9 protein-coding genes are annotated in these 12,569 nt (G+C 58.3%); 3 read left to right on the top strand and 6 right to left on the bottom strand.

What is annotated here, in order from left to right:
• Positions 1-20 precede the first annotated feature (20 nt).
• From H0921_RS06825 to H0921_RS06810, 4 genes are all read right to left on the bottom strand, one after another.
• Complete coding sequence (locus H0921_RS06825; protein WP_194537308.1) at positions 21-2,219, bottom strand: tetratricopeptide repeat protein; 2,199 nt, start codon at positions 2,217-2,219, stop codon at positions 21-23.
• A gap of 196 nt (positions 2,220-2,415) precedes the next feature.
• Complete coding sequence (gene rpiB / locus H0921_RS06820; protein WP_228499136.1) at positions 2,416-2,880, bottom strand: ribose 5-phosphate isomerase B; 465 nt, start codon at positions 2,878-2,880, stop codon at positions 2,416-2,418.
• Positions 2,877-3,965: an arsenate reductase/protein-tyrosine-phosphatase family protein gene (locus H0921_RS06815; protein ID WP_194537307.1), complete on the bottom strand. Its 1,089-nt coding sequence runs from the start codon at positions 3,963-3,965 to the stop codon at positions 2,877-2,879. The genes rpiB and H0921_RS06815 overlap by 4 nt, the downstream gene beginning before the upstream one ends.
• Positions 3,966-4,206: 241 nt before the next feature.
• Positions 4,207-5,211: an isocitrate/isopropylmalate dehydrogenase family protein gene (locus H0921_RS06810; RefSeq protein WP_194537306.1), complete on the bottom strand. Its 1,005-nt coding sequence runs from the start codon at positions 5,209-5,211 to the stop codon at positions 4,207-4,209.
• Between the two features lie 429 nt (positions 5,212-5,640).
• Between H0921_RS06810 and H0921_RS06805 the strand changes: the two genes are divergently transcribed.
• Both H0921_RS06805 and H0921_RS06800 read left to right on the top strand, forming a co-directional pair.
• Complete coding sequence (locus tag H0921_RS06805) at positions 5,641-7,872, top strand: caspase family protein (RefSeq protein ID WP_194537305.1); 2,232 nt, start codon at positions 5,641-5,643, stop codon at positions 7,870-7,872.
• Positions 7,873-8,028: 156 nt separating this feature from the next.
• Entirely contained in the window at positions 8,029-8,904 is an 876-nt protein-coding gene (locus tag H0921_RS06800) for an MlaE family ABC transporter permease (RefSeq protein ID WP_194537304.1), read from the top strand.
• Between the two features lie 171 nt (positions 8,905-9,075).
• On the opposite strand, the gene H0921_RS06795 is transcribed toward H0921_RS06800, so the two are convergent.
• Complete coding sequence (locus tag H0921_RS06795; RefSeq protein ID WP_194537303.1) at positions 9,076-9,531, bottom strand: SRPBCC domain-containing protein; 456 nt, start codon at positions 9,529-9,531, stop codon at positions 9,076-9,078.
• A gap of 376 nt (positions 9,532-9,907) precedes the next feature.
• Here H0921_RS06795 and H0921_RS06790 point away from each other — a divergent pair, with 376 nt between their 5' ends.
• Positions 9,908-10,861, top strand: a complete 954-nt coding sequence (locus H0921_RS06790) for an acyl-CoA desaturase (RefSeq protein ID WP_194537421.1) — start codon at positions 9,908-9,910, stop codon at positions 10,859-10,861.
• 92 nt (positions 10,862-10,953) lie between these two features.
• Here H0921_RS06790 and H0921_RS06785 read toward each other — a convergent pair whose 3' ends face one another.
• Complete coding sequence (locus H0921_RS06785; RefSeq protein WP_194537302.1) at positions 10,954-11,967, bottom strand: hypothetical protein; 1,014 nt, start codon at positions 11,965-11,967, stop codon at positions 10,954-10,956.
• Between the last annotated feature and the right edge of the window lie 602 nt (positions 11,968-12,569).

The raw sequence follows: 12,569 nt of genomic DNA, 5'->3' as shown, positions 1-12,569 counted from the left end.
AGGATGGAGATCGCGTCGATTCATGGCGGTTTTCCCCTGAATATCCGGTGTTTGAGGGCCACCCAGTCGGCTTGTTCCCGTGCGGAACGGTAGGGAGTGAGAGCGGCGCGGTTGAGTGCCGTAGCGGCTTGTTGGGGTTCACCCAGATCATGATAAGCCCAGGCCAAGGCAATCCACAAGGCCGCAGGCGGGGACGGGGAAGACTGTTGCACAGCGGTCAGCAGAGGGAGGGCGTCGCGGGCTTGTTGGCTAGCGAGCAGAATATAGGCCAGAGCTAATTGCTGAGCTGGAGTGAGGGGACGGGAAGAGGGAGGGTGGAGTAAAGGTTCGATCAAGCGGCGGGCTACTTCCGGTTGCTGCCGGCCAAAGGCGTAGAGGGTGGCTTGGGCCAGGAGCATGTCCGGTTCGCGGAGTTGTTCGGGGGACAAAGTCAGGAAGGCGTGGAGAGCAGCGGTGACTGCTTCGGCGTCCCAGACGGCTGGTCCCCCTGAGGGATGAGGGCGAACTAGGGCTTCGGCCAGGCGGAAGCGCAACTCTGTGTAGTAGCGGCAGCAGAGTGGTTCTCCGCGGACCGCTGCGGTCTGGAGTTCCCGAACGGCCCAGCGTAGGATTTCCGCCGTCTCGGAATTCTCTCCCGCCCCTCGCAGGAATGCTGCCATTGCGGGATCAGCGGCTATTGGAGAGGGGTACAATTCCTGGTAGCGTCGGATTATGGTATCGAGCGGGGCAGTAGCAGACAAACATCGACTGTAAAGTCGGGCGGCTTCCGGATGCCGGCGGAACCATTGGGGGTCCAAGCTTTCCAGAGCGGTACGTGCTCGGACCGGGTCGCCACTGCGGAGCCACAAGGTAGCTTCCAGTAGACCTGCGGTGGGATGTCCCGCCTGGATTTGTCGCGCTCGCCGGCAGGCTTCCACAGCTTGTTCGTAGCGTTGTACGGCGGCGGCAGCCTGGGCAGCAAGGCACCAGAGTTGTGCGTCTTTCCCGGCCTGTTCGGCTTCATTCCAAAGGTGCTCAGACAACCGCTGCAAGCTCGATTCGCTCGCAAAGTGGGTCAGAAAAGGCAGAAAACGCTCCCAAACGGGCACTGGATCAGGACAGCGGCGCAGGGCCTTCAGATAGTACCCAAAGGCCCCTCGGACGTCCTGTTCTTGCCAGGCGAGTTCGGCCAAGTGGAAGTACACCTCCGGTTGCTGGGGTTCGAGGGAATGCCAAGCGTCTATTGCCAGCCGGCGTCGGCGGCGCACTTCTTGGTAAAGAGGGGTTATGCGACTGGCCGGGAAGCGCTGGGAGTCTTCCCGCTGCCAGCGGAGCAATTGTTGCTCCAGAGCCGGGGCCAAGGCCAGCCAGTAACGCAACGCTTCGGCGTCCGACTTGGCTACGGCTTGTTGCACCGCTAGTTCGCTCAGTTGATCCACAGCAGCCCAGTACTGGGATAGGGTGGCGGTGCCTCCGGCCTGTTCAGCCACAGCCAGCCAGCAGGCGATTAGGTGCAGTTGCTGATAGGAGGGGGCTTCCTGAGCTTTGGCCGTGCGCAAGAGCGGCAACACCCGGCGTTCCAGAACCCGGAGCAATGGATTGGTGTCTTGATGTGCCCACTTCCATAGCCGCAGGGCGTAGAGGAGGCCGGCGGGGGTAGTCCAGGCCGACTCGTCTTCCGGATCAGGGAATTGCTCCAGCAGGTGTATGATCTTCGGCGGGGGTTTGGGGGTATTCCAGGGTGCTTGTTCGTTCAAAGCGGCGTGAAGTCGCACACAATGGGCGAGCCAGTGTCGGGGGAGTCTTCGCAGGACCTGTTCGGCTTCCTGAGTGGCGGCTGGCAAATCATTGCGGCGGAGATGGTAATCCATTAGCAGCGGCGCCAACTCCAGCGTCTCGCTCGTCGAGCGCTTCTGGATCCAGGCCTCGGACAGGGCTTTCGCAGCGGCGGGGGGCGGATCGAAACGCAACAGCGTTTGCAAGGCGTCTTCCAATCCCTGGAAATCGTGACGCTCTAGGGCTTGATGATATTCGCTCCAAGCCTGAGATTGGACCGCGAGCTGACGCTGGGTACGAATGTGCCGGTATCCCCACCAACATAGTCCGGCGCTAGCAGCGAGGAGGAAAGGAGTGGCTAGGATCAAGCAGCGGATGGCCCAGGATCGCTGATGAAACCAATCCCGGAAGCGGCGGTGCCGACCGGAGGAGGCGACTTGGGGTGGGCGTGCAGGCCGGTCCATGAGTTCAACCCGACACTTCCCGCAGCAAGGAAGAGCAAGAGAGGGGTATCGCTTTTTCCTCCGGACAAACCTTCGTAGCTTGTAGGCCTGAAGCGAGTCCCCGCCTCCCAGATGAAAGGGATCGCGTCCTAGTTTCCGAGGCGCATCCCGCTTTGGAGCCCGTGTCGATGGCCGGCAGTTCGCTGTCGATAGCCGGTTAGCAATGCCCCTCCGTTTTCATGTGGCAGCGTTCATAGGCTGAGATTTTCTCAGTCCGCCGGGCATGGCGCCCCCCTTCAAATTCGGTGGTCAGCCAGACGCGGATCATCTTTTCCGACATTTCCTCTCCGACCAGATCGGCGGACAGGCACAAGACGTTGGCATTATTATGGCGGCGGCTCAGTTCCGCATCGATGACATCGCGGCAGTTGGTGGCGCGGATGCCAGCCACTTTATTGGCCGCGATGCACATACCGTGACCAGTACCGCAGATCAGGATACCGCGGTCGGCCTCGCCGCGCGCCACCGCCTCTGCCACAGCCACAGCATAATCCGGGTAGTCAACACTGGCCGGACTGTTGGTTCCCAGATCGAGCACCTCGTGCCCTAATTCCTTGAGCAAGGCGATGACCCGCTGCTTGACCGGCACACCGCGATGATCGTTCCCCAAAGCAATTTTCATGATGCTAACCACTCCGCGAGCAATCGCTCCACCTGTTCCCGGAGCAAGGCAGCGCAAGCCCGGTAAGCGTCCGGGCCGGCACCGATCGGGTCCGCGACATCGCCGTCTTCCCAGAGCAAGCGGGGAGGTGGACCCAGTCCCGGATACTGTTCCCTGAGCAATTGCTGATGCCCTTGCGTCATGGTAATCACTTGGTCGGCCATTGCCAACAGCCAAGGTTGTAAAGGTTGACTGCGATGTCGATTCAGGTCCACACCATATTCTGCCGCCACTTGGATCGCTTCGGCACTCGCGGGCCAGCCGCCGCTAGTACACAAGCCGGCCGATGTGATCCATAAACCGCGCTGGGGTAACTCGTCGATGCTGCATCCCAACCGGTTGGCCGCTAGAACTTTGGCCAATCCTTCTGCCAAAGGACTGCGGCAGGTGTTTCCTGTACACACAAACAGAATCAGCCGGGCTGTCAAGTGGGCCAGTTCCTCCCGGCTCACCGCCCCTTCCTCGATCATCTCCCAACCGCGGCTGCCAAAGCAAACCTGGGAAGGCCGGACATGACAAGAGAGGACGCCGGCCGAAATCCCCAAAGCCTCCGCTTCCTCCATCAGGTCCAAAGCCGCTTCCACGGTCGGAAGGCCGGTATCTGCTATAAGCCACTGTGAAACGTCCAGCACCTCAGCTATCGCACTAGCCACAGTATGTTCAGGATGTCGCAGACGGAGTCGCTGGCCGCTATCTACAGCAGAGTCCCACCACGCTGGCCTTGAAAAGCCCTGTTTCTGGAGCGAATCGGCAGACAGCAGGACCAACAGGGGGAGTGGCCAGGCACGGTTCAACAGCCGTTGCAAAGCCAGTGGTATTTCCACCCCTAAGGCGCGCAAGCATTCGCTATCCTTAACCCACAGAGCGGCCGGCTCCGGCAAACGTTGTAACAACGTGGCCAAGCGGGGGGATTGAACGGGTAATGCCGCCACGTACCCGTAGTCCCCTGGTAGGATGACGGGTGCTCCTTCTGCCGCTGTCGCTAGGATACGCTCGCGGAGTTCCTCGGCAGCGACGGTGGGGTTCCATTCCAGAACCGCCGGCATGACGGCACTTCTCCAGAACCTGTTCTCATCCGCACCCCACCTCCACTCCCTATACATTGTTCTACGGATTCCTCACTCTAGTTGCCAGTTGAGATGGAGGTCTTTCAGGGGGAAGGGAAATGACGAATCCGAAATCCGGGTAACAAACCAAGAGGGATTTCGTGAGGAATTCAAGACTACGGGTGTGGTCTGTCATGTCCGGGTGCAGAAGGTCGTGTTCCAGTGGGGTCGAGAGGGGGTGTTAGACCCCAGCATGGAGGTGGTGGATGATTTGTTCCGTCAGGGTCATGGTGGTGCCATCTCCGCCCAGGTCGGGGGTCAAGCCAATGCCTGCTTTCAGGGTCGCCAGGACAGCTTGTTCGATCCTTTGGGCTTCCTGACGATAACCAATGTATTCGAGCATCAGGGCGGCGCTGCGGATGACAGCGATGGGATTGGCGATGCCGCGGCCTGCAATGTCCGGGGCGCTGCCGTGGACAGCCTCGAACACAGCGTAACGAGTGCCGTAGTTGGCGCCAGGAACTACCCCTAGTCCGCCCACCAGACCGGCAGCCAGGTCCGAGACCACATCTCCGAAAAGATTCTCCATGACCAGAACATCGAAACGGCGCGGCTCTAAAACCAGCTCCATGCACAGCGTATCGATCGGGATTTCCTCGAACTGAATGAAAGGATAATCCTCTGCCACGCGGCGGGCGCACTCCAGGAACAACCCGTCGGCTAGACGCATAACGTCCGCTTTATGACAGAAGCTAACTTTGCGGCGTCCCATCTGGCGGGCCAAGTCGAAAGCAAAGCGAACGATCCGTTCGGCTGCAGGACGTGTAATCAGACGGACACTCTCGACCACACCCGGTGTTACTTCATGTTCCAGACCAGCATAAAGTCCTTCGGTGTTTTCGCGGACAACGATCAGGTCCACCTGCTCGTAAGGGGTGGCGATGCCCGGCAAAGTGCGCACGGGGCGGACACTGGCAAACAGGTCCAATCCTTGGCGCAGGCGGACGTTGACGGAGCGGTAACCATGACCGACCGGCGTGGTACAGGGTCCCTTGAGGGCAATCCGATAGCGGCGAATCATTTCCAGGGTTTGTTCCGGCAAGGGTTCTCCGTATCGCTCTGCAGCGGCAGCGCCGGCCATCCCCTTGATCCACTCCACTTGGACTCCCGCCGCAGCAATCACTCGGCAAGCTGCCTGAGTTACCTCCGGACCGATGCCATCTCCTTCGATCAAAACAATCTGCATGGCAGACTCCCTTGGCGCTTCTCCGTCAGCTTGACGGTTGGGGGCGATTGTGGCAAGGGCGGAACAGCCGACGGCTAGAACTCGGCCTATTGTTGGCGGCTTTGACTCAACCTGTTATCTGGGGTTCTTGTATCCGTCCGGCGATGCCTATCTCAAGACTCGGATTTCAATCATCAATACAAACTGTTGCCCTCGACACAATTCGGCACCGATTTTTCGAGGAACATCGCACGTAGAATAAGCTACGAGGAACTTTTACCCTGGGAGTGGGTTCTAAACCCCTAGAGAATGCTTTGGCAGAACCAAGGGGAGAGGTGAAGACTAACAGATGGCCGGCAAAGGAAGGCATGAGGCCGTAAGAATGGTATCAGGCCATAACTGTGGCAAATTGGGGACGATGATTGTAGTGGAAGTGAGGAGCTAATCGGGATGAGTGCCATTATGCGGGGGCGTTGTCCGAGCTGCCAAGCGGTTTTGCGTATCCCGTCCCATTGGTTAACGCAAACGCTGCGCTGCCGGAATTGTGGGGCGGTGGTCCGTCCCCGTGGTGTTAGCACTTCCCCCATTTCGGGGCACGAAGTGAATCATGGGCAGAAAATGAGCAGTTCCACGTCCACCGCCATCCCGGCATCGGCTTGGCTAGCCACCTCTCCAGGCGGAACCAATGGCTTGCCTGGACCTGTGGTAGCACCGGGTACATCGACAGGTTACGTTCTCCCAGCGGCAGTTCCCCCTGCGACGGCCCCTGCGGGAATGGCGCATGGTGGGGGATATGTTTCGCCAGCGATGGGTCAGACTCTTCCCCCTCCAGGACCTGCGATCCAACCGCCAAGCCGGTACCGCGGTCCGCGTTCCGTGGGACAGCGCATAACTCCTGTCCTGGTGTTCCTTCTAGCCGTGGCACTGTTGGGCTGCGGACTCTACTACTTTCGCAACTATCTACAACAAGCCACTTCATATGCCGGCAATCGCTCGAAGGACGCCGAATCTCCCAAGGTATTGGACAAAGGGAAAGAGTCCGGGGATACCTTGGCTCGTGGGGTAGCGGCAGCATCTTTTCCCCGACGTCTATTGTTCCTGAGCATCGACAATTACATGTTTCTTAATCCTCTGACTTCTGCACCGCCGGGACAGGGGGATCGGGTGCGTTCTCTGGCCAATCGCTGGGCGTTTGAATGGCGTATTCCGATGGACAAGGAGAACCATCAGGTGTTTGTCCTGTCCGATACTTTGCCAGAGCGATTGTTGCCGGTTAAGTCGGTCCTAATCGGAACCTATGAGTCCTTTTTCCAGAGCTGCCGTGCTCAGGATCGAGTCGTGATTTACTTCAGCGGTCACGCCCAATTTCGCGACGGAGCGGCCTATCTGGCACCGATGGAAGCCGATCCGGACGATCCTGCGAGCTTCATTCCTTTAGCGGATTTTTATGACAAGCTGCGACAATGTCGTGCGACGCAAAAAGTGGTGATTTGGGATGTGTGCCGCTACAATCCGGAACGCGGGATCATCCGTCCGGGCAGCGAACCGATGAGCCAGGAATTGTTCACGGCTCTACAGGCATCACCGCCGGGTGTAGAAGTGATCATTACATGTCAGCCGGGGGAAAACGCTCTGGAGTTCAGCAGCGTGACCTTGTCCGGCGGGCCGCGCACAACGACCTATGCTGGTAGCGCTTTTCTCATTGCAGCACGCATCGCTGCCGAGCGGAAAAAAGGAGTGGTAACACCGCCTCACCCGGATGATCCACTGCCGGTCAGCGAATGGGTGGCGGAAGTCCAGCAGCGGTTGCAGGAAGTCTTGGAAGCGGTGCACATGGATAGGAAGCAAACGCTTCAAGTCCACGGGGCGCGTCCTGCTCAATTGGTGGCTTCCAATTCTCAGGAATCCCCGGCGGCGGCCGTGGTCATTCCTTCTCCACCGAAAACTGCTTCCCCCGCGGAAGTCGCCAGTATTACCAGTGAGTTTCAGTTGCCCCCTCTCAAGGACGATCTTGGACAGGACAACATTGCCAACTTTCCTTTCGATCCTCAATTGCTGGCAGCCTATCGGGATACGACCACTATTCAGGAGGTGATGGCTAACAAGGAGAGATACCGCTTGCGGGCGGCTGTTCTCCAAGCCTTTGACGAAATTCGGGATATTTGGAAGGGAAATCCTGCGGGTGGCGGTACAGGCCAGCTTCCTGATGTCATCAAAGCCCCCATCACTGACGAATTGAAGAAGGAAATTTTCGCGGGTCTGGATTTCTACGCTTTAGGCATCGCACGCCTGGAGTTGATCGACACGACTCTCGATAGCCTAGAGTCTCTCCGGGATGGGGAAACCAAGCGCTGGCAGGCCCATTACGACTACGCACGGGCGGCAGTCAAAACTCGCTTGGCGTTCCTCAATGAATACAACAAAGTCATGGGATTGGTCCGCACGAACACCCTACCCAATCTCGATCCCAAACTCGGACAGAACCAGTACAAGCTGGCCTCGAGCAATCGGATGCGCAGCGGCAAAGAAGTCGAGCGTATGGTCCAGCAAGCCCGTGAAATCTATGCCCGGATCATCACAGAACACCGTGGTACCCCTTGGGCCATCCAGGCCAAGCGCGAAAAGAATCTTTCGCTGGGACTGATGTGGCAGCCCTCCAGTGACAAGAAAGCCGATGAGTAGAAGGAGTCATCTTTCCAGGGCATGGCCCTTCTTTTCAATAGGGTTGTTCCTTCGATGGTTTTTCCCTTCTCAGTCGTGGCGGCAGGATGCTAGGATGAACTTCTGGCAGATTTTCCCTGAGAGAGTCAGGAAGGCTGACCCCTGCGTTCGTCAGTCATGATCGAAGCCAAACCGGATGCACCGTCCAGCTCACCCCCTTCCTCTCCTGCCACTCGTCAGGCGGATGGACTTTCAGCTCGGAATCAGGCGTTTCGCGAGGTGCTTGAGGCCGTCGGAGACTTTACACTCTTCGCCCTCCATGCCTGGGGAGGTTTGTTCCGGGGGCATTTCAGTCGTCTGGAGTGGTTTCGCATCGCCGCAGAGGTTGGCAATGCGAGTGCCCCCGTGGTGGCTATCACCGGGGCATTCATCGGCATGGTGCTCGCGGTGCAAGCGTATGATCAGTTTCATCTCATTGGCATGGAAACGTCTTTGGGAGCGGTCATTCACATGTCGTTGGTCCGGGAATTGGGCCCGGTGCTGGCATCGGTGATGGTGGCGGGGCGGGTCGGTTCCGCTATGGCGGCGGAAATTGCCACAATGCGTGTAAGCGAACAACTGGATGCCCTGACTTGTCTGGGACTAGATCCTGTGCACTATCTGGTAGCGCCTCGCCTCCTAGCCTGCCTGATCATGGTACCTTTGTTGACCGTGATTGCCGACTTGACGGGCATGATCGGCAGCACATTCATCTGTGTCGGTATCTATCCGATTGACAGTTTCCATTACTGGCGTCACACGCGGGAATTTGTCGCAGCTTGGGATGTCCTGACAGGACTGGCCAAAGCGATGGTTTTTGGGGTTACGTTGTGCCTACTCGCCTGCCATCGAGGATTTCACAGTCAACCGGGAGCTGCCGGTGTGGGACGAGCCGCCACGCAAGCCTTTGTCCACGCTTTTGTGGCCATCCTCATTCTCGACTTTTTCCTGGCGATGTTTTTTAATTCTCTCTATGCCTTGCTCTGGCCGGAAGTACCTCATCGGCTGGCATAACCATCCAAAAGGTTGCGGTTTTCCCCCGGCGAAATGCATGCTGCCGCGAGCGTGCTGTCCCTGCCTGATGCCTGAAGCTCGCGGTCTGGCTCATGAAGTTTATTGAGAGACTGACCGGAATGAACGGTGAAGCTTTTCCGGATTCTCCAGCGTGGGTTTTTTCAGAAAAATTCACGGCGCTGAGGTAGGAAGCAAGTGTCGGCGGACAGCTTCCCACACGTCCTCGATGATTTTGCGAGCCGCTCCTTCCAAAAGCCCTGAAGGAACCATTTTCAGCAGCCCGCTGACTTCCGTGATATCCGCGCTCCAGAACACATCGGTGCCTTGCGGATCCGCGGCAAAGCGCAGATGCGCCACCACAGTGCTGCTTGCCCCGATGCTGCGCGTGGTTAATGTGAAGCTCACTGCTTCATCTGGACGGTGGTCGCTCCGCGTCATTTCGGTTGTTTGAGTGCCTGTCAGGAAGGAAAGTTTTGGTTTCATGCGCCAAACGGCTTTTTCCGGTGTGGCCGAGATAATCTCGGCCTCCGTCAGACTGCGAGCCAGGTAGCCGGCATCGGAAAGCTTTTCTGCCACTTCCGACAGCGGCAGGGGGAATCGCACTTCTCCCTCGAAATGGATCATCATAACCTCGTCGTAAGGGGTCTTAGGGGAATGGGGACGATTCCGGGAGAATCACCGGGGTTTCCAGGGTATGGCTTAGGACCACATCGGGACAAAACATCTTCCCGGATTTTATTTTTTTCTTGCTAAGAAGCGAGCCAAGGTGCCGCCTCTGTCCTATTCTAGATGTTAGAGTCCCTCTTGTGGGTCCACTCCGGTTGGTTCACACAGGTTGGACCTGATGGTTTCTCAGCAGGTGTGGATTGCAAACGGGAACAAAGGCATTTGGTCCTTCGGCGGAAGAGTTGCGGAGCATGGGAAAATTCCGTTCCAATTTGCCGCTGGCTTTCCGCGATAATAGTTCCGGTACGCCAGAGATTCAACAGAAAGCGAGCTAGTCATTTCTCACGCAACCCTACCTCACGTAACTTTACCATCCCCTTCAGTATCCTGGCCGCTTGGAGTCGATAGGTGGCCTCCGCGGCGCTGGTGGAACTTCTTCCGTGCTCTCCCCTTTGTCGGCTTGCATGTGGCCGCAGTCGTATTGCCCTTTTTCGTGGCGCCGACATGGGCAGCCATTGGCTGGGGGATTGTGTTCTACCTGGTGCGGATGTTCGGTGTGACAGCAGCCTATCATCGCTATTTCAGCCATCGCAGTTACAAGACGAGCCGCTGGTTTCAGTTTGTGCTGGCTTGGATTGGCTGCTCCGCGATGCAGAAAGGGCCGTTATGGTGGGCCGCTCACCATCGCCATCACCACAAGCACTCGGATCAGGAGGAGGATCCGCATTCCCCGATTGTGCGCACGGTTTGGTGGGCGCATGTGGGGTGGGTACTTTCGGGCCGATTTCGCCAAGCACCGCCGTTGCGGGACTTCGAGAAGTTCCCAGAGCTGCGTTGGCTCGACCGCTATTTCACTTGGCTGCCGGGCCTGTCGTTAGCCTTGCTCTGTTATTGGCTGGCGGGATGGAGCGGGGTTGTGTACGGCTTCATTGTGGGCACGGTGCTGCTCTATCACGCCACCTTCCTGGTCAACTCCGCCTGCCACCTTTTCGGCACGCGTCGCTATGCCACTCCGGACCAGAGCCGCAATTGCTGGTGGGCCGCTTTGCTGACCATGGGCGAAGGCTGGCATAACAACCACCACCATTATCAGAGTTGTGCTCGCCAAGGTTTTTACTGGTGGGAGATCGACCTGAGCTACTACATCCTGCGGGCCTTGGCATGGGCCGGATTGGTCTGGGATATACGTGAACCTACGCCCAAGGCGTTGTCCGCCGGCCGAATCGAGCCGCTGACCTCAGAACGACCTGAGTCGAATGATGTATCCCCCGTACAGGGCAGGGGGGAATAAGGGTGTGCTGGTTGTTCTGGCTACGAGATGCCACTGCGTTTTCGGAAACAAGCCTGGGGGGAATAAGTAAGGGGACCAAGCTGAAGTCAAGGCTAGCGTCTGTCGAAATCCAGTTCTACGGTTTTACCGGCGACAATTTCCACCGTGCGGACCTCGCCACCGATGCGAACGACATAGGTTCCCGGTCCGAGATTCTTGAACAGGGCCTTGCGCAGTACCAACTCCTGTTCCAATCCCAATTGCAAGGCCAGACCGAGCAGGAGCGGCTCTTCAAGGTTGGGGCGTTGCGGGTCTGCCGGTGCCAAGTGTACTTTCCCCAAGGCGCCAACTGGTGCGGTCACTTCCAGTCCGCCGGTATGCTGGGCATCCAGGACTAACTCCACCTTGCGAGTCGTTTGTTCTCCGACCTCGACCCATTGCCAGACAGCAGGTCCGTTTTTCAGGCGGGCAAAGACGATGTAGCGTCCGGGCGTCAGGCGGCTGTGTTCAAACCGGCTGGGAGTTTTGCTGACATCTCCTGCGATGAGGCTGGTGACGCGCGGCTGGTCATAGTCCCGTTGCTCCCATCGGAGCGGCTCGGCCGATGCACCGAGTTCGATCTCCACGGCTCCGAGGGGGAAGTTGTCACCGCTCGGATGGGCGGCATAGCCGGTCATCAGAACTGCTCCGGGAGAAGCGTTGCGGACGGTGACGGTGCCGTTGATGAGCGGTACATCTTCCACACCGGGCGGCTCGGTGGGTTGTCGCGGAGCCAGGGCGGTGAATGCACCCGCTAGGAACGATTGTTGGGCATCCGCGAGACTGACATGCACATGGCCGCGGACCTGACCCTTCTGCCGAGGTTCTAGTTGCAAGGTCATGGCATACTGGCCAGAGGGATATAAATGGAGCGGCTGGCCTGGCAACTCCAGCATAATTTCCGGCACTACTCCAGCGAGACCTTCGCCGATTGCCCCCTGGGGGCCGTAAACAAATCGTCCTTGCGGCAAGGGTTGGCTGGGACTGTTTCGCAACTTGATCCACAAGGCCCGTTCGGTCATCTTGTCCTTGCGCACGCGGAAGATTAAGTACTCCCCCTCGATGCTAGCTTCGGGTGTGACAGCCACGCCTCCCAGCCGTCCTTGGACCGCCCGCGTCGACAGAACATGCCGGTTGGGGTCCCATTCATGCTGCGGCTCAACTTCAGCGACTGCCTCGGCAGGGGTAGCGCCTGATCTTGTGGGAGAACCGTCAGAACTCGCTAAGGGAGGAGTGTTCGCTGTTTGACTTGCCGCCGGTGCATCGGGGGAAGTTTCTTCCTGCGGTGTCGGATGGGAGGGGGACGAGTGGCTTTGGCATCCTGCGCCGAGAGCTGTAAGGCAGCCGACGAGGAACAGTGCCCACCCTCGGCCTTGGGAGGTTGTCGCTTTGTCTTGATTTGGCCTTTTGGGGGGAGTTTTCAGAAGCGATGGCAAAGTTACGGTTGCTCCTCGGCCACGACAGTGCCATGCTCCTGTTAGCGGGCGGGGCGGTCGGTGTTCTATCTTCCTCATCGCATCCTGATCCTCATTCCGGGCATCCTTCATCCCTTAATTCCAAGGCTATTGTGTTCTCTCACTGAACTTACCACCACCTGGTGCGATCATCTCCATTGTCCCCCTGGTGGTCCACAGCACTATCTAACTTGATCAGCTAACTTGACCAGCATGACCAAGGTGATCGTGACCCG

Origin of the sequence: Thermogemmata fonticola (assembly GCF_013694095.1) — a bacterium.
In the GTDB taxonomy this organism is placed as follows: Bacteria; Planctomycetota; Planctomycetia; order Gemmatales; family Gemmataceae; genus Thermogemmata; species Thermogemmata fonticola.
Note: the sequence above shows the minus strand (reverse complement) of the source record. Positions and strands in the feature narration are given on the sequence as shown.

Bases quoted from the DNA above. Each gene is read 5' to 3' on its own strand.
- H0921_RS06825 (WP_194537308.1), bottom strand. From the start codon at position 2,219: ATGGACCGGCCTGCACGCCCACCCCAAGTCGCCTCCTCCGGTCGGCAC.
- rpiB (WP_228499136.1), bottom strand. From the start codon at position 2,880: ATGAAAATTGCTTTGGGGAACGATCATCGCGGTGTGCCGGTCAAGCAG.
- H0921_RS06815 (WP_194537307.1), bottom strand. From the start codon at position 3,965: ATGCCGGCGGTTCTGGAATGGAACCCCACCGTCGCTGCCGAGGAACTC.
- H0921_RS06810 (WP_194537306.1), bottom strand. From the start codon at position 5,211: ATGCAGATTGTTTTGATCGAAGGAGATGGCATCGGTCCGGAGGTAACT.
- H0921_RS06805 (WP_194537305.1), top strand. From the start codon at position 5,641: ATGAGTGCCATTATGCGGGGGCGTTGTCCGAGCTGCCAAGCGGTTTTG.
- H0921_RS06800 (WP_194537304.1), top strand. From the start codon at position 8,029: ATGATCGAAGCCAAACCGGATGCACCGTCCAGCTCACCCCCTTCCTCT.
- H0921_RS06795 (WP_194537303.1), bottom strand. From the start codon at position 9,531: ATGATGATCCATTTCGAGGGAGAAGTGCGATTCCCCCTGCCGCTGTCG.